Consider the following 17,812-nt stretch of genomic DNA (forward strand, 5'->3'; position numbering starts at 1 on the left):
AAGGTAGATAAACCCAGAATTTTGGGATAAATTCTAAGGGAGTTCCAAATAAATAAAATATCTAACTATTTATTGTGGGGTGGGCTATCGTGTCGCCCACCCCACAAGATTGGATAATTTATTTCTTGGTAATCCCTAACTTCAATTCGCCCTTAAAGTTATGCTGGCACTAAGCAATTGGGAAACCGCCGCTACCAGTACCAGAAATTGGGGGTATATTGCCTCCTTGTGGAATTCCATACTTTGTAAAGTTGAAGCTGCCTTCTTGGGGAATTCCATAACTAGCGGAATCGAAGCTGCCACCCGTTGGGATGCTAGAGCTACCCAAACTAAAGCTGCCTTCTTTTGGAATTCCATACTTAGAAGGATCGAAGCTGCCTTCTTTTGGAATTCCATACTTAGAAGGATCGAAGCTGCCTTCTTTTGGAATTCCATACTTAGCAGGATCGAAGCTGCCTTCTTTTGGAATTCCATACTTATCAAAATCGAAGCTTTCAGCCGTTGGGATGCCAAAAGCGCCTCCAGGTGCGAAAGGATCACTGAGGTTGCTAGCCTGACCACCACCATTAACGGAATTACCAAAAACAGAATTTGTATCAGATGCCATTAGAGTCAATCCTCCTAGTAGGACAGAAATTTTGCTTGATTAATAAATCTCAAAAAAGCATAATTATGCTTCTAAGTAAGTGGGTCAAATTAAATATAAAACCTCACCTTGCCTCCGGCTTCCCTCTCCAAAGCATCGGAGAGGGATTGAGGGTGAGGTTTATTATATGTTTAATTACGTCTACCTACTTATCAATTGAAAAAAGGATCGCGGCAGATGGACAGATAAAACCTAGCTACACTAAGTGGTTTTCAATCCAAAATCGAAAATCCAAAATGGTATTGTTTTGTAGCTTTTTTAATTGCTAATCTTGAGCTTTTCTTACTCAATCACAGGGTGTTTTTATGAAATTTACTGACTCAAACAAACCTGCAATTTATGCTGGTTATGTCAATAAATATAAAAAAATTAACTTATTTTTACAATGAAAAATCTTTAGATGCTTGTGCTAAATCTTTAGATGCTTATGCCAAATTTTTAGATACTTTTACTACCGAAATTTGCGGGATAAGATCATTTAAATTGGTATGAATTGCCCTTGACAAATGGGCATCATGAGTAAAAAGACAGAAATGCTGTCGCAAAAGGGACTCAATACTTGGAATTAGGGATTGGCGACTGGGTGTAAAACCCTTAAAATTTAGGACTTACGCTTTCAAGGTACTGAAAGCCTTGATTTCTCGTAGGAGCAATTCATGAATTGCCCCTACATTTCGTACTTGATGCGTAAGTCCTAAAATTATGGTGGTTGCTCATTACCCAGTAATCCTTCTTGCGTTCCTCAAGAATTTTAAGACCCCCACCTCTGGTAACGAGCAAGAAGCTAACGTAACAGTGGCTCCAAATCATCCTCTCTTTGAATCGCCGGATGATTAAGCTGGGAGCATCCCAATTTTGGCTTAAATCTTTTCCCTCACCCTCAGCCCCTCTCCCAAAAATGGGAGAGGGGAGACATAATTCTAGTTCCCCAAATCCCAAATGATGGGATTGGGGGTTACGGGATGAGAGCTATCAAGGTTTTTGCACCTGAGGGGATGCTCCCTTCAAGCTTCCAGGATTTTAGAGATTTTTTAACTCGCGCTTATATACAAATCTTCTCAAGTAAGTTATTATTCTCATGATGATTTAATAGTAATTATAGTTAATAAGGTTATCCATGCTTTTTCCCTTCTTGATCATGTTCCGAGAGGGCGTTGAAGCTGCACTTGTCGTGGGGATAATTGCCAGTTATCTTAAGCAAACTGGTCGTACCCATTTGATGAAGTCAGTCTGGATTGGCATCGCACTAGCGACTTTTATTTGTCTAGCTGCTGGGATTATTTTGCAAATAACTAGTCAGGAGTTTCCGCAAAAAGAACAAGAACTATTTGAAGCGGTAATTTCCATCGTCGCAGTTGGGGTTCTCACCTGGATGGTTTTCTGGATGCGCCGTGCAGCTCGTTCGATGAAAGGCGAGTTACAGTCTCAAATTGAAACTGCCATTCAGTCGGGGGATAAATGGGGTACAGCACTGGTGGGGATGTCATTCTTTGCAGTACTGCGGGAAGGTCTGGAAACAGTAGTATTTTTGCTGGCTACGTTTCAGCAAAATTTGGGAATTCAAGCTCCCGTGGGGGCATTGTTTGGATATGCAGCCGCACTAGCCGTTGGTGTAGGCATCTATCAGGGTGGTATTCGGATCAACTTGAGGCGATTTTTTAAATGGACAGGAGCCTTCATTATTCTGGTTGCTGCTGGACTCTTAGGAAGTGGGGTGAGAGCTTTCCATGAAGCCGGAGTGTGGAATTTATTGCAAACAGTGGTATTCGATGCTAGCGGGGTACTTCCCAAGAACGGGTTTATCGGTTCACTTTTGGCAGGATTTTTTGGATATAACGATGCGCCAACGGTGAGCGAGGCGATCGCCTATTTTGGCTATTTAATTCCTACCATGTCGCTGTTCTTCTTCGCGGATAACCTTAGACAGAAGGCTACAGCAAGGCATTCTTAGTAGTCTGCCAAGTGAACAATACTTGGTTTTTAGTGAGCGCTTGGGCGCTCAAATCAAAGACTAAAGTCCTTACTCAACGGGTTCGTTAGTCGCTCATGGGCAAAACCCCTCTGAGCGACTAAGCACTACGAACTTATTCACCCATCAAAGTTATTGTCGTGGACTATTAGTGGTCTGTCCCAAAAGTTTTCAGAGGTTCGTGGTGTTCAGATCCCCGACTTCTTGAAGAAGTAGGGGATCTCGCAGCCCCGCAAAATTAATGGGACAGACTACTAGCTACTTCAATAATTAATAATTTTTAGGAAAATACGACAATGAAAAATGTTTTAAAGTATTCAACAGTTATCTGTCTAATTGCCTTGACAGTAGCTGCTTGTGAATCCCACAAATCAAGCGAGACTTCCGGGAATAATTCTCCAGAAGCTAAAGTAGCCAGTGATACTTCTAGCAGCAATCCTGCGGAAACTGCTTTGGCTGTGACAGATAAAGGTTGCGAACCCAATCAGCTAACAGTAGCATCTGGACAAAATAGCTTTGTGCTTACCAACAAAAGCAGCCAACCTTTGGAGTGGGAAATTTTGTCTGGGGTGAAAGTCGTTGAGGAAAAAGAAAATATTGCTCCTGGCTTTGTTCAAAAACTCAAAACCAATCTAGAACCAGGTGAGTATGATATGGCTTGCGGTTTACGCAGCAATCCCAAAGGGAAACTGACAGTAAAAGCTGGAGTTGGAGATTCGCAAGCCAAGACGACCAAAGATCAGGGTAAATTAGTAGGTGCGATCGCAGAATATAAAGTCTACATCATCAAAGAAATTGACCAACTGGTTGCTAAGAACAAGACCTTTACAGATGCCGTGATTGCTGGCGACCTTGCTAAGGCTCAGAAAAGTTATGCCTCTGCCCATGTTCACTATGAACGCACAGAACCGATAGCTGAACTTTTCTCTGACCTCGACAAAAGCATGGATTCCCGTGCTGATGACTTTGCTAAAAAAGAGGCTGACCCACAATTCACCGGATACCATCGCCTAGAGAAAGCTTTATTCCAGGACAAAACGACAAAAGGTATGAAACCCTTTGCCGAAAAGCTACAGAAAGATGGAGTAGATTTACAAAAGCGCATTGCCACCCTGACCATCGAACCGAAAAACATGGTTGGCGGTGCTGCTGACTTGATTGAAGAAGTGGGTAAAACCAAGATTTCTGGAGAAGAAGACCGTTACAGCCATACTGACTTATGGGACTTCAGCGCTAATGTAGATGGTTCCCAAAAGATTGTGCAGTTATTGCGCCCCGTCATCCAAACAGCCAACCCAGATTTACTGGCGCGTGTGGATACAAATTTCACCAAAGTTAACCAAGGACTTGCTAAATACAAAACCCCTGATGGTGGTTTTGCTACTTACGACAAAGTGAGTGAAACAGACAAGAAAGACATGAAAACAGCGATCGCTGCTCTTTCTGAAGATTTGTCTCAGTTACGCGGGACTCTAGGCGTTAACTAAGGGACTTCCAAATAAAAAAATGTTCCAAAACTGACGCAAAAACTCTCTCTATTTCTTCTCTCTGCGTTCTCTGTGTCTCTGTGGTTCGTTTATTGGAATAATTTATTTCTTGGAAGTCCCTAATTTATTGAACAGAATTCAGTTGGTTATTCTGACCAAAAAAACGAATGAATAACCAGCGTTTTTGCACCCCTACTATATCAGTGAACAGTGAACTATGTCTAGTTCAGAGCATCCAAGGTTACGTATTACTCCCCACATCCGCCGTCGTGATTTGCTCATTGGTATGGCAGCAGCCGGTGGAGTAGCAGCTTTGACCAGTTTGGGTTATCGGACTCTTTCAGAACCTAGCGAAGACCCATCTGAAGAAACTGTGCCATTTTTTGGTATTCACCAAGCAGGTATTATTACCCCCGTCCCGGCTTCGGCGTTGATGGTGGCGTTTGACACAACTGCTAAAACCAAAGCGGATTTGTTGCGGTTGTTTCAAACCCTAAGCGATCGCATTCAGTTTCTCATGGCTGGGGGAACACCCAAGCTACGCGACCCCAAATTTCCACCCAGTGATTCGGGAATTCTTGGGCCTGTAGTGGTTCCCAATAACCTCACCATCACCCTAGCAGTGGGTGACTCGCTGTTCGATAACCGTTTTGGACTTGGTAAATTGAAACCCAAGCGGTTAGATACTATGCCAGGTTTTCCCAATGACCAACTTGACCCAGATTTGTGTCATGGGGATATACTGCTACAATTTTGTGCGAACACAGAGGAAGCGAACATCCACGCTTTGCGGGATATTATCAAGAATCTGCCTGACTTGATAACTTTGCGTTGGCAAATAGAGGGGTTTCTACCACCTAATACTCATAAAAAGCTTGGCAAAACCACGGTGCGGAACCTACTAGGTTTCAAAGATGGCACAGCAAATCTAGATGCTAGCGATGAAAAGTTGATGAATCGGACTGTCTGGGTACAGCCAAACACCGACGAACCAGCTTGGACAGTAGGGGGAAGCTATCAAGTAGTGCGCGTCATCCGCAACTTAGTCGAACGTTGGGATCGAACTCCACTACAGGAGCAACAGACAATTATTGGACGCAGTAAGGACTCTGGCGCACCTTTGGGGATGAACCACGAGAAAGATATTCCCAATTACGATCAAGACTCAAAGGGTCAACAAATCCCCCTAAATGCTCATATCCGCCTTGCTAATCCTCGCAAATCAGAGTTGGGTTTGATTCTGCGGCGTGGCTTCAATTATTCACGCGGGTTTGACAAAGCTGGACAGTTAGATATGGGTTTGTTGTTTGTCTGTTTTCAGGCTGATTTAGAGAAGGGGTTTGTGACAGTACAAAATCGCTTGAAAGGAGAACCTTTGGAGGAGTATATTCGCCCCATTGGTGGTGGATATTTCTTCGCTTTACCTGGGGTTAAAGCTGAAGGAGGTTATCTTGGTCAGTCATTACTAGAAGCGTAGATTTATGTTTAATTTTTAATTTTTTGACGATGGTTAGCAGCTTGTAATAACAGAGATTCGGCAAATGCGATCGCATCACTTGCAGATTTACCACCAGCTAACTGTGCTAGTTCTTCCCGGCGAGTATTTAAATTCTCTAAGGTAGTCACTCTAACAACGGTACGCTGATCGGCATTACCTTTACCTTGATTGATAGTTTGCTTATCTACGCGGAAATGCCGATCGGCCATTGCTGCAACTAAAGGCTGGTGTGTAACACATAATACTTGGTTGCGTTGACTGAGTTGGTGTAATTTTTCTGCGATCGCTTGGGCGACTCTTCCCGAAACCCCGACATCAATTTCATCAAAAACCATTGTCCCAGCCACATCAACCTGAGAAAAACAAGCTTTCAGCGCCAATAAAAAGCGGCTCATTTCCCCGCCAGAAGCAACTTCCGTTAAAGGTTGCAGGGGTTCTCCAGGGTTGGAACTAAACATAAAGGTAATTTTATCTGCTCCCATAGCAGTTGGGAGAGCAGGAACTATCTCAACCAGAAACTTTACCTTTTCCATCGCTAGGGGCTTGAGTTCAGCTATCAAACGTGATTCTAAATTAGCAGCCGCCTTACTCCGCAATTGAGTTAACTGATTACTTGTTTGGGTAAGTTTCTCAAAACACGCCTTTTCTTGCTGTTCTAAACTTTCGATAGATTGTTCGCTGTCGTTAAGTTGGGCTAATTCTTCTTGGATACGTTGGTAATAAGCGATCGCTTCTTTTAGTGTCGGCCCATACTTGCGGCAAATTTGCTTTAATTCCTGAATTCGTTCTTCTACCTCTTCCAACCGGTGCGGATCGGCTTCCAAGCCATCCCCATAAGCATTAATCTGCCTTCCCACTTCCATTACCGCAGCTTGCGCGTCCCTGACCAATTCCAACAAGTGTTGTAGTTGGGTATCATATTCCACCATGTCATTTAATATCGCCTCACTGTCTCCCAATAAATCACCTGCGGCGGGAGTTTCATGATCGTTTTGATACAAAGCTTGATAAACCTTGTAGCTCATTTGTTGCAAATCGACTACATGATTTAGGCGTTCTTGTTCTTGTGCCAACTGTTCCAATTCATTAGCTTCGCAAAGATTAGCTGCTCCCAATTCTTGCACTTGATAAGTGAGCAAGTCGAGTTGTTGCAACCGTTCCCGTTCTGATGTCCGGCGTTTTTCAAGTGCTAAATGCGCCTGTTGGTAAATACTAAAATTCGTAGCGACTTTATGACGCTGCTGCATCAGAGAGTCACCCCCATATAAATCTAACCAATCGCGGACTTGGGCAGATTGTCCCACTTGTACAGTTTGACCTTGGGCTGTGATTTCCACCAAGCGATCGCGCATTCCGCCCATAATCTGCCGATTTACCAACACGCCATTTACCCGCGATCGACTGCGGATATTACTAGCAGTAGCTGTGATTTCTCGGCTAATGACTACGGAATTTTCATCAAGCAAATCTATTTCTTGTTCGGTTAACCAAGCCGCTAGGGGGGCGTTTGAGGTAAAAGTAGCTTCTACCATTGCCCGACTTGTCCCCGTGCGAATGACTCGACTAGAGACTTTACCACCCAAAGCGGCATCAATGGCATCCAAGATAATCGATTTTCCAGCGCCGGTTTCACCTGTTAACACATTTAGTCCCGCGCCAAATTCCAATTCCAATTGATCAATTAGGGCAAAGTTTTCAATTCGCAGGCAAAGCAACATCAGGCCAAATTCTCCATGAGGGAAGATGCCAAATACTTCCAACTTACAAGACAATAAGTATGATATTTCAGCAACTAGCAATACCTACTACTATTGAACTAGTATGCCCATCTAAGTGTAGCAGACAGTGGGGATGAGGGAGATTAAAGCAATTCGCAATTCGCAATTCGCAATTCGCAATTCGCAATTAAGTTTTGTGACGGGGATTTAGATTTAGGCATCAAAACACGCTGCTTGTAGAAACAGGGGACTTAAACCCCCAAAATTGGTTAAAAACTCCAAACTCCAAACTCCTAACTCCTAACTCCTAACTCCTAACTCCTAACTCCTAACTCCAAACTCCAAACTCCTAACTCCTAACTCCTAACTCCTAACTCCTAACTCCTAACTCCAAACTCCAAACTCCTAACTCCTAACTCCTAACTCCCCACTCCCCACTCCCAATCCTTCAACATATTGTTACAATACTTAATGTGATCGTTATGACTGGTGGCCTTCTTCATGATTGTTAAGACACTTCCCCCTAGTTCCCAACCGATTCAGGAGGACAGTCGCAATGGCACAAATCGCCGAGGCGAACTGGACGTTATTGATGTAGTGCCAGAAGATGGTACACCAAGCTTAGTTGTGCGTAGGCATAGCCCGTCGCAGACATCGCCAAGGCTCTTAGCAGCCCAAAAGGTGAGGACAACAGCCCAACCTGAGACGCTTTACGATCCTGTAGGTATAGCGGCGCATTACCAAAACAGAAAAGTGCAAGTTCTACGGCGGATTTTCGCTGTGTTGGGGCCGACTATATCCTTTGTTTTTGGATTGTGGTCGGATAATAAACGGGGAATTGTCGTCAAAAACGATCGCCGCCGAGCTACTCAATTACGAGTATTGCTGACTAAATTGGGGCCTGCTTACATCAAAATTGGACAAGCTTTATCCACTAGACCCGATCTGGTTCCTCCCGTATACCTAGAAGAATTAACTAAACTACAAGACCAATTACCGCCTTTTCCCAACGAAATTGCTTACCAGTTTATCAAAGAAGAACTAGGCGCTCCACCAGAAGAGGTTTACGCTGAACTCTCGGCCCAGCCAATTGCTGCGGCTTCATTGGGACAAGTGTATAAAGGTAAGCTAAAAACTGGTGAAGAAGTCGCTGTTAAAGTTCAACGCCCCGACTTAAGAGAGGGGATTACCATTGACTTGTATATCTTGCGTAACCTCGCCGCTTGGGTGCAGAAAAAAGTCAAACGGGTAAGAAGTGATTTAGTTGGGATTCTCGATGAATTAGGCGATCGCATTTTTGAAGAGATGGATTACATCCATGAAGGCGAAAATGCTGAACGATTTTTCGAGTTATACGGTCATATAAAAGACGTATATGTACCGAAAATTTACTGGGAATACACCAATCGTCGCGTCTTGACGATGGAGTGGATTAACGGCACCAAATTAACCCAGACAGAAGAAATTAGCGCCCAAGGTATAGATGCTCGTTATCTAATTGAAGTGGGTGTGCAGTGTTCTTTGCGCCAACTGCTAGAACATGGATTTTTCCACGCCGATCCCCACCCTGGTAATTTGTTAGCAACACCAGATGGAAAATTGGCTTATCTCGACTTTGGGATGATGAGCGAGATTAAGCCAGCACAGCGTTATGGTTTGATTGAAGCGATCGTCCACGTCGTCAACCGCGACTTTGAAGGATTAGCAAAAGACTACGTTAAATTAGATTTCTTATCACCAGAAACCGATTTAACACCAATTATCCCAGCTTTTGCCAGAGTCTTTGCTGATGCCCAAGGAGCCAGCGTTGCCGAACTTAACATAAAAAGCATCACTGATGAACTATCGGCTTTGATGTATGAGTATCCTTTCCGCGTACCACCCTACTACGCCTTAATTATTCGCTCCCTTGTGACACTTGAAGGGATTGCAATATATATAGATCCCAACTTTAAAGTTCTCAGCGAAGCTTATCCTTACGTTTCTAAACGCTTGTTAACAGATCCAGCACCGCAATTAAGAGCATCATTGCAAGATTTGCTATTTAAAGATGGCAGATTTCGCTGGAACCGTTTAGAAAACTTGTTAAAAAATGCGCGGAATAGTCAAGACTACGACTTTAATTTAGTGCTGAATCAGGGGATAGAATTTCTAGCATCTGAACGCGGTGCTTTTATTCGTGACAAGCTAGTAGATGAATCTGTTAACGGACTCGATGCTTTAGGTAAAAATGTTTTGCATAACTTCACCTATTTGCTGCGGAAACGCGTTGGGTTGACAGCAGTTAATGAAACTCCGGCGGCGACAGTTGAGCAACAACAAACCTTGGAGCATATCAAACGTATATTAGGTATTCTCCAGGAAACACGGGGCTTTGATCCAGCGCAATTTGTACCTCAAATTGCCCAGTTATTGGTAAATTCAGATGTGCAACGTTTGGGTCAACAAATTGCCAACCGCTTTACGCAAAAGGCTGTAGCCAGGTTAATTCGGCAATTATTGGCATCTTAGTAAAATTGATGAGTTGAAGAAGAATGTAGAATTTTGAATTTTGCAATCTTGACATTCTCCATGAGACACTGTGCAAACGCAGACTCGAAAAGGCTGCCTTATCCACCCTTTTGGTTCAGCAGTCAATACTGCGTAGGTTTTGAAGATTTGTAGGTTGGGTTTAACTTAAGTGTTACCCAACAAAGCCGTAAGATTGTTGGGTTTTGTTCCTCAACCTAACCCACAATTATGCTTAAGGGGCTGACAAATAAAAAAATACCCAAAAAACCCTCTCCTCCTTATTCCTCTGTGTTCTCTGCGCGGCAGTCGCTCATGGGGGAAACCCCCAAGACCGCGCTGCCTTGCCTCTGTGGTTCGTTTCTTTGCATAATTTATTTCTTGGAAATCCCTTAACAAGTTCCGTGGGTTTAAGTTGCATAGGTTCTAAAACCGGTAAGTAATGCGATTGGGGTTAAATCGCACGTTGTAATGCGAGTCGGAAACCGTCCCCACAACAGCACTCTTCATTACAAAACAAAATTTACGTACAGCCCTTTAGCCCATGAAAACCGCGCAGCGTGCCGGAGACTCTATTACGAATTACGAATTACGAATTACGAATTACGAATTACGAATTACGAATTACAAATTACGAATTACGAATTACGAATTACGAATTATTTTAACCCAAGCGTATTGCTATATAACCCAACTCTTCCAGCTTTTCTAAGACCTTGGTTGCACTTTGAGCAATGCTTTCTTGATTCGTTTTGCATTCGACTTCTGGATGGAGTGGTATTTCATAAGGATCATCAATACCAGTGAAGTGCTTAATCTCCCCGGCTCTTGCTTTTTTATATAACCCTTTTACGTCTCGCTGTTCACAAACTTCTAATGATGCATTGACGTAAACTTCAATGAAAGATGAAATACTTTGGCGCACTTCTTCCCGAATTTCGCGGTATGGTGAAATGGCCGAAACCAATACAATTACATTATTTCTGGTAAGAAGATGAGCCACAAAGCCAATGCGCCGAATATTTTCTTCTCGATCCTCTTTACTGAAACCCAATCCTTTGCATAGATTTTGACGTACCGCATCGCCATCGAGAACTTCAACTCTGTATCCCTGTATCCGCAGTTCCTTCTCTACGAATTTACAGATAGTAGTTTTACCTGCACCACTTAGACCAGTAAACCATACTGTTACGCCATCCTCTTGTTGTTTCATCTTACCTCCGTCGTACACTTAAAATTGCACACCAAAAAAATGCTTTTTTGGGTACTTTTAGGTTAATAAATATACACTTGAGCATGTTGTGGCTTTGTCATACAATTTTGGATTTTAGATTTTAGATTGATTTAAAACCTAAAATTCGGTAGGCAATACCAGGGCTATTTCATTCTCATTTAAGTAGGTCGGCGAGAAAAAACCAAACTATGTAACGAAAAGTAAAATCTCTGTATTTGGCTCGTAGTTGCGCTTTAGCGCATCCGGATAAAGATGCGCTAAAGCGCAACTACAAACCAGTGATGATTATTTGCGCCGACTTACTTAGCCCGCCTCAGAATGAATTCACCTCTCTTATAGCACTCATTCATCTTTTGATGACTGAGACTCATGTTCTAGTCCGTTTTAATGGACTTTAGCTAAGAGCCAGGAACTTTAGTTCTGGGCAGTTTATGTATAGAATGAAATAGCCCTATGGGCAATAGAATTACAAACTTTTAACTTTCCTCTTGGGGATAACCATTTTTTTCGCGTTTGAGGCTTTCTTCTAAGGCTTGAATTTGTTCACGACGAGCTTCCAATTCTAAGGAACGCCGCGCTAAATCTTGGTTTTGCAACGTCAGGGATTGTCGCCAATGTTCTGCTCGCTCGGCTTCGTGCTGCAAAAATTCTGGGGTAATGCCTATAGTGAGGTAGCTTTGTACCAAATGGAGTACCCAGTTGGTGGCTTCTTCTAGTCTTTCAATGTCGCCTGTAGGGGAAAGTTCCACCAAAACAAGCAAGTTCTCACTCATAATCTTTCCCTTTCCTAGCAAAATGAAAGCCTCTTCTGGAATTATCGCCCACAAGTTATCAGCTTCTTGACGCGCCAATAAGCGTAACTGGTGCTGCTCTAAAAAATCGTTTTTACGCACCTGGGCTAGATATAGCATGAGGGTCGCTTTGCTCCAATTCAAAATTAAAAATTAAAAAAAATTAATATAAAATAATAAATGCCAAAATTGATATTTTCTTAATTGATAATGGGTAATTGGGAATTATTGATACTCCTATTACCCATTACAGTTATCCTAAGCCACGCAGGCGATCGCTACGACAATCCCTTGAGCCGATCGCGCAAAATTTCAGCTTGCTTTTGTGCTTCTGCTAAGGCATCCCGCGCTCCCTGTACCACATCAGCCCTAGCTCTATCTACAAAACCAGGATTGTTTAATCTGGTACTCAGGGATTGAACTTCGGCTTCAGCTTTACTCAAGCTTTTTTCTAGCTTGGCACGCACAGCTTCAATATCTACCACACCGCTTAGAGGAATTAGCACTTGTATTGTACCAATTACACCTGCGATCGCATTTTCTGATTCTTGTGGTTGTTCTAATTCTTTCTGCGGGAAAAATCGGCTCCATAACCTAAGTCTTGCTTGAGGAGTGAGTAAATTTTGGCTAACAAACCACGCTGTGTAACCGAAACCAACTAGTTCAAAGAAAGTTCCCAAGATGGGAATGTCATCAATGGCATTTCCCGCAGCTAAACCCAATCTACCAAAGACAATGGCCACGATAATTAAGCCAATTGTCTTCAAACCCCTCTGAGGTTTTTTAACTGCAACAGTTTGGCTTTTTTCTTTGTCAGTAATAGTTAAAGTCTCAACCTTCGCCAAATCTTTAATATAAGACTGTCCAGCAGTGAGAATTTCTCGCTCTTTCTCACTTTCAGTTTGCAAATTCGCTATTACTTTTACCCCTGGTTTAATATCCGCTTCAGCCCGCAAATTCCGAATTGTGCGGATAGTAGCAATCAGTAATTCAAATTGTTCTTCCAAAGCTTTATCAATCAAGTTTGCATCTACCTGGGGATAGATTTGTAATGGTAAAGTTTGCGGTGAATCTGCTGATTGTTGGGTGAGAGTTTGCCAAATTTCTTCGGTAATATGAGGCATGAAGGGATGAAGGAGTTTCATAATCCCTTCGAGTATGTAGCCGAGAGTTTGCTGTGCTACGCGCCGCGATACTGGTTCGGCATCTGCTTGCAATCTGGATTTCACCAGTTCAATATATTGATCGCAGAAATCGCCCCAGATAAACTCATACAATCCCTTAGCTGCTTCTCCTAAACCGTAATTATCGATGTAATTGGTAGTTTGTTTGACAACTTGATGATACCGCGAGATGATCCAGCGATCGCTCAATTCGATAGCGACTGGATTCCCCAATTGTTGCGGCGTTTGTCCATCCAAATTCATCATCACAAACCGGGCAGCATTCCACAACTTATTTGCAAAGTTGCGCGATGCTTCTACTGATGCTGATTCATCCTTTTTGCGATCGTATTCTAAGCGGATATCTTGACCAGCGCCAGCCACTTCTCTAATTAGGGTATACCGCAGCGCATCAGTACCATATTTGTCAATTAATAACAATGGGTCAATGCCATTACCTTTGCTCTTTGACATCTTCTGGCCTTTTTCATCCAGCACCAAGCCATGAATGTAAACCGTTTGGAAAGGCATTTGCTGCGTAAAATGCCCAGCCATCATGGTCATTCTGGCTACCCAGAAAAAGATGATATCAAAGCCTGTCACCAAAGTAGTAGTTGGGTAGTAAGTTGCGAAATCTGGAGTTTGTTCCGGCCAGCCCAAAGTGGAAAATGGCCAGAGTCCAGAAGAAAACCAAGTATCTAGCACATCTGGGTCTTGTTCTAACTTGACATTTTCGCCAAATTGTGATTTAGCTTTTTCCCAAGCTTCAGATTCCGATTTCGCCACTACAAAGGGCGTATTATCGGTAATTTGCCCATCCGTTTCACTGACAGCATACCAAGCGGGGATTTGGTGTCCCCACCATAATTGGCGAGAGATACACCAATCTTTGAGTTTTACTAACCAATCACGATAGACCTTAGTCCAGCGTTGGGGGACAAACTCTGGGGAAGTTTGCTGGTCGAGGAATTCGAGAGTGTTATCAGCTAGGGGGCGAATTTTGACAAACCACTGAGTTGAGAGGAGAGGTTCAATAGGTACTTTACCGCGATCGCTGTAGGGAACGGTATGTTTATAATCTTCAATCTTCACCAAAAAGCCATCTGCTTCTAAGCGAGAAACCACATTTTTTCTGGCAACAAAGCGGTCTTGTCCTTGAAACTCCCCGGCATTGGCGTTGAGAGTGCCGTCTTTATTCATAATGTTAATCAACGGCAGATTGTGACGCTTACCCATTTCAAAATCGTTGAGGTCATGGGCGGGAGTTACTTTCACGCAACCTGTGCCGAAAGTGGGATCAACAAAATCATCGCCAATGATCGGAATTTCTCGTTGTAGAATGGGCAGAGTTAGAGTTTTGCCAATGAGATGTTTGTAGCGATCGTCATTGGGATTAACTGCTACAGCCGTATCACCCAGCATCGTTTCTGGTCGAGTTGTCGCCACCTCTACAAAACCAGAACCATCTGTAAGCGGATAGCGGAAATGCCAGAGATTCCCATTCACCTCTTGATTTTCCACTTCCACATCAGACACCGCCGACTGGGAAGCTGGACACCAGTTAACTAAATATTCACCACGATAAATTAAGCCTTCCTCGTAGAGGCGAGTAAATGCCTCGACAACAGCTTTAGATAAACCCTCATCCAGGGTAAATCTTTCCCGTGACCAGTCCACCGAGACACCCAAGCGTCGTAGCTGATTAAGAATCGTTCCTTCAGACTCCGCCTTCCATTGCCAAGCGCGTTCTAAGAATTTTTCGCGCCCCAATTCGTAGCGAGTCTTACCCTCCGTTTTGAGTTGCTTTTCCAGCATACTATGCACAGCAATGCTGGCGTGGTCAGTTCCGGGTAGCCATAGGGTATTGCGTCCCTGCATCCGGTGGTAGCGCACGAGGGTATCAATTAAAGCGCTTTCAAAGGCGTGACCCATGTGTAAGCTGCCGGTGACATTCGGTGGGGGAATGACGATGCAGTAGGGTTCACCGCCTTTGTTAGGGTCAGCTTTGTAAATTTGGTTGTCTTCCCAGAATTTTTGCCATTTGGCTTCGGTGGAAAAGGGGTCGTAGAGGCTGGGGAGATTGGGGATGGTTGCGGTCATGCGGGAAAACTAAGGAAGGACTTTAATAAATTTTGCCATAGGGTTGGAGAGGGATTGATGGAAACGAACCGCAGAGGCGCAGAGAACGCGGAGGGAAGAGAGTTAGGAGAGGAGATGAATCAGCTTACAGGTAAGGTGATTGGGGCGGCGATTGAGGTACATAGGGTGTTGGGGCCAGGGTTTTTGGAGGAGGTGTATAAGGAGGCGCTAATTATAGAATTTTTCAGGTGCGGGATACCTCATCTGGTTCAGAAGTCGGTAACAGTTAATTACAAAGGACATGAAGTAGGCAAGGGTAGATTAGATTTTCTGGTTGCCAATTGTCTAATTGTGGAATTGAAAGCTGTCCAAAATTTAGCCCCAATCCACGAAGCTCAAGTCCTCTCATACCTTAAAATGACTAATTACCCCTTAGCCCTTCTCATCAACTTTAACGTCTCCCTCCTGAAAGACGGCATCAAACGCATTATCCTCTCTTAATCTCTCTCTGCGCCCTCTGCGCCTCTGCGGTTCGTTCCCCAAACCCATGAAACACCAAACAACTTCCCCTTGGACACCTCTATTTCACCTCCGGCATACTCCATCGGTGAGAGGTTAGGGTTATAGAGTTTTTGTCAATTTTTTATTGCAATTTATAGCAATTCTACATAAGTTGTGAAAAATAGGTTTCTAATCGAACCTTATTAGGCGCAGAGAACACAGACAGATAAGAAATAGAGATTTTGAGAAATGAGTTAGGGCTGCTATATGAGTTATGTTTTGGGGATAGATGGCGGCGGTAGCAAAACTGTTTGTGTTTTGATGGATGATTTGTGTCAAGTGCTAGTCCGCGGTGAAGCAGGGCCATCTAACTATCAGAGTATAGGTATCGAAGCAACTTTACAATCTATTCAATCTGCAATTCATAATGCGGTTGATGCAGCAATGATTACAAATACTCTGAAGATTGACGCGATATGTCTGGGTTTAGCAGGTGTAGGTCGTGCAGCAGATATCGAAGTAGTAAAAGGTTTAGTTAAGGAGTTACAGAATAACAAATTGCCTATTCGTTGGGGATTACAGCCAGCAAATATTGTAATTTGTAACGATGCTTTAATTGCTTTAGTTGGTGGAATTGGTCAAACTGTAGGAATTGTGGTTGCAGCCGGTACTGGTTCGATAGTTTTTGGCCGAAATCATGCAGGACATACTAAGCGAGTCGGCGGCTGGGGATATATTCTAGGAGATGAAGGTAGTGCTTATAAAATTGCGATCGCACGCATGAACGCAGCATTAAAATCTGATGATGGGCGAGAAATATCAACGAGTTTGCTAGAGGGTTTCAAACAGCATCTTGATTTGGAAAGTATCGAAGATTTAATAGAAGTAATATATCGACGAAGATGGGGAATTAAACAGATAGCGGCTTTAGCACCAGTTGTAGATTTTGCCGCCGCGTCAGGTGATATAATAGCGAATATCATAATTGATGATGCTGTAAAAGAATTAGTGAAAGCTACATCTACAGTAATTGACGCAATTTTTACTGCCGACTCAATTTTAGAAGTAGTCACAACGGGAAGTGTATGGCGCGGTAGATGCAAGATCCATGAAAGATTTGCAGCATCAATTGCTAAGAAGTTTCCTAATGTAAAGGTGATTTTTCCGAGGGATGAATCTGCTTATGGTGCTGCTTTATTAGCATTGCAGACAACTCGAAATTGACGACAAAAAAGCAAGAATAGAGGGAGCATCCCGTCAGGTGCAAAAACTTTGTGTTTGCCCTCATCCCCTAACCCCTTCTCCCTTCATATGGGATTCGGGGAACTAGAATTATGTCTCCCCTCTCCCTTCAGGTGGGAGAGGGGCTGGGGGTGAGGGAAAATATTTAAGCACTCATTCGGATGCTTCCAGAATAGAAGTTTTGAATCTGCAAATATGCGCCCTAAGAAAGTTACTATTTCAGACCATGCAGCAGTGGTAGCACTAGAATCATAACGATAACCGTCGTCGCGCATGAATGTATGTTCTGCTTCATATAATAAAACTTGGTGAGGTATGTTAGCGTTCTCAATTGCTTTTATTATGGTTTGGCGATCGCTATCTGGTATATGAGGATCAAGAGTACCGAATACCATTAGCATTTCGCCTTTGATTTGACTTACCCGCCCGATTGTATCAGCTACCTCTTTACCCAGTTTACCACTAGGAATACCAGTCGGGTAACAGCAGACACAAGCCCGAATTTCGCTTTGAAATGCGGCGCGAAAAGCTAAATGTCCACCAATACAAAAGCCGAGAGTGCCTATTTGATTTGGAGAAACTGCACTCTCTGTTTTCAGAAATTCAATCGCAGCAAGGCAATCAGCATCATAATCAGCTACGGAGGTTTGACGCGCATCGTCATTACCCCGCATCCTCCCGATATCGTCTGGCTCAATTACTAAACCAACTGGTTCTATTCGGTGAAAAATTTCTGGCGCTGCTACTACATAGCCGTATCCTGCTAAATAGTTAGCTAGACGAATCATTGCATCACCTAACTGATAAATATCACTGTAGAAGATAATACCAGGGTATTTGCCGGCTGCTTTGGGAGCCGCTACATAAACACGCATTAAGCTGCCATTTACTCTTAATTCACCATTGCGCTTAGTAATTTGCACTTTTTTATCTCCGTGTTATGCTTGCTGTCATTAGCTTTTACACTGTAGCGCCG

The 17,812-nt window shown here is 43.3% G+C and carries 11 protein-coding genes and 1 pseudogene; 6 read left to right on the top strand and 6 right to left on the bottom strand.

The window, feature by feature from the left end; genetic code table 11:
* Positions 1–169: 169 nt before the first annotated feature.
* The gene (locus tag V7K73_RS22595) at positions 170–607 is read right to left on the bottom strand and encodes a hypothetical protein (RefSeq protein WP_334883220.1); all 438 of its coding nucleotides are present in this window, start codon (positions 605–607) and stop codon (positions 170–172) included.
* Between the two features lie 1,156 nt (positions 608–1,763).
* On the opposite strand from V7K73_RS22595, the gene efeU reads away from it, so the two are divergent.
* The 3 genes from efeU (at position 1,764) to efeB (ending at position 5,579) form a co-directional block, all read left to right on the top strand.
* Positions 1,764–2,597, top strand: a complete 834-nt coding sequence (gene efeU / locus V7K73_RS22600; protein WP_334883222.1) for an iron uptake transporter permease EfeU — start codon at positions 1,764–1,766, stop codon at positions 2,595–2,597.
* A gap of 314 nt (positions 2,598–2,911) precedes the next feature.
* A complete protein-coding gene (gene efeO / locus V7K73_RS22605; RefSeq protein WP_334883224.1) occupies positions 2,912–4,102 on the top strand; it encodes an iron uptake system protein EfeO in 1,191 nt (396 codons plus the stop codon).
* A 217-nt stretch (positions 4,103–4,319) separates the two neighbouring features.
* The gene (gene efeB, locus V7K73_RS22610) at positions 4,320–5,579 is read left to right on the top strand and encodes an iron uptake transporter deferrochelatase/peroxidase subunit (protein ID WP_334883226.1); all 1,260 of its coding nucleotides are present in this window, start codon (positions 4,320–4,322) and stop codon (positions 5,577–5,579) included.
* 8 nt (positions 5,580–5,587) lie between these two features.
* Here efeB and recN read toward each other — a convergent pair whose 3' ends face one another.
* A complete protein-coding gene (gene recN / locus V7K73_RS22615) occupies positions 5,588–7,318 on the bottom strand; it encodes a DNA repair protein RecN (protein ID WP_334883228.1) in 1,731 nt (576 codons plus the stop codon).
* 501 nt (positions 7,319–7,819) lie between these two features.
* Between recN and V7K73_RS22620 the strand changes: the two genes are divergently transcribed.
* Positions 7,820–9,829 carry an ABC1 kinase family protein gene (locus V7K73_RS22620; RefSeq protein WP_334883230.1) on the top strand — a complete coding sequence of 670 codons (2,010 nt, stop codon included), beginning with the start codon at positions 7,820–7,822 and terminating at the stop codon, positions 9,827–9,829.
* 661 nt (positions 9,830–10,490) lie between these two features.
* On the opposite strand, the gene cysC is transcribed toward V7K73_RS22620, so the two are convergent.
* From cysC to V7K73_RS22635, 3 genes are all read right to left on the bottom strand, one after another.
* Positions 10,491–11,039: an adenylyl-sulfate kinase gene (cysC, locus tag V7K73_RS22625; RefSeq protein WP_334883232.1), complete on the bottom strand. Its 549-nt coding sequence runs from the start codon at positions 11,037–11,039 to the stop codon at positions 10,491–10,493.
* A gap of 497 nt (positions 11,040–11,536) precedes the next feature.
* Entirely contained in the window at positions 11,537–11,971 is a 435-nt protein-coding gene (locus V7K73_RS22630) for a hypothetical protein (RefSeq protein ID WP_334883234.1), read from the bottom strand.
* Positions 11,972–12,129: 158 nt separating this feature from the next.
* Positions 12,130–15,114: a valine--tRNA ligase gene (locus tag V7K73_RS22635; RefSeq protein ID WP_334883236.1), complete on the bottom strand. Its 2,985-nt coding sequence runs from the start codon at positions 15,112–15,114 to the stop codon at positions 12,130–12,132.
* A 57-nt stretch (positions 15,115–15,171) separates the two neighbouring features.
* On the opposite strand from V7K73_RS22635, the gene V7K73_RS22640 reads away from it, so the two are divergent.
* Positions 15,172–15,594: a GxxExxY protein gene (locus V7K73_RS22640; protein ID WP_334883238.1), complete on the top strand. Its 423-nt coding sequence runs from the start codon at positions 15,172–15,174 to the stop codon at positions 15,592–15,594.
* Between the two features lie 267 nt (positions 15,595–15,861).
* Positions 15,862–16,818, top strand: coding sequence for an N-acetylglucosamine kinase (locus V7K73_RS22645; protein ID WP_334883239.1), 957 nt, complete (start codon positions 15,862–15,864; stop codon positions 16,816–16,818).
* 203 nt (positions 16,819–17,021) lie between these two features.
* Here V7K73_RS22645 and V7K73_RS22650 read toward each other — a convergent pair.
* Positions 17,022–17,759, bottom strand: a pseudogene (locus tag V7K73_RS22650) (dienelactone hydrolase family protein); the annotation flags it as partial.
* Positions 17,760–17,812: the final 53 nt, after the last annotated feature.

The sequence above is a fragment of the Nostoc sp. genome (assembly GCF_036916975.1).
Taxonomy (GTDB): domain Bacteria; phylum Cyanobacteriota; class Cyanobacteriia; order Cyanobacteriales; family Nostocaceae; genus Nostoc.

Coding starts and splice junctions, on each gene's coding strand:
- V7K73_RS22595 (WP_334883220.1), bottom strand. CDS start 607: ATGGCATCTGATACAAATTCTGTTTTTGGTAATTCCGTTAATGGTGGT.
- efeU (WP_334883222.1), top strand. CDS start 1,764: ATGCTTTTTCCCTTCTTGATCATGTTCCGAGAGGGCGTTGAAGCTGCA.
- efeO (WP_334883224.1), top strand. CDS start 2,912: ATGAAAAATGTTTTAAAGTATTCAACAGTTATCTGTCTAATTGCCTTG.
- efeB (WP_334883226.1), top strand. CDS start 4,320: ATGTCTAGTTCAGAGCATCCAAGGTTACGTATTACTCCCCACATCCGC.
- recN (WP_334883228.1), bottom strand. CDS start 7,318: ATGTTGCTTTGCCTGCGAATTGAAAACTTTGCCCTAATTGATCAATTG.
- V7K73_RS22620 (WP_334883230.1), top strand. CDS start 7,820: ATGATTGTTAAGACACTTCCCCCTAGTTCCCAACCGATTCAGGAGGAC.
- cysC (WP_334883232.1), bottom strand. CDS start 11,039: ATGAAACAACAAGAGGATGGCGTAACAGTATGGTTTACTGGTCTAAGT.
- V7K73_RS22630 (WP_334883234.1), bottom strand. CDS start 11,971: ATGCTATATCTAGCCCAGGTGCGTAAAAACGATTTTTTAGAGCAGCAC.
- V7K73_RS22635 (WP_334883236.1), bottom strand. CDS start 15,114: ATGACCGCAACCATCCCCAATCTCCCCAGCCTCTACGACCCCTTTTCC.
- V7K73_RS22640 (WP_334883238.1), top strand. CDS start 15,172: ATGGAAACGAACCGCAGAGGCGCAGAGAACGCGGAGGGAAGAGAGTTA.
- V7K73_RS22645 (WP_334883239.1), top strand. CDS start 15,862: ATGAGTTATGTTTTGGGGATAGATGGCGGCGGTAGCAAAACTGTTTGT.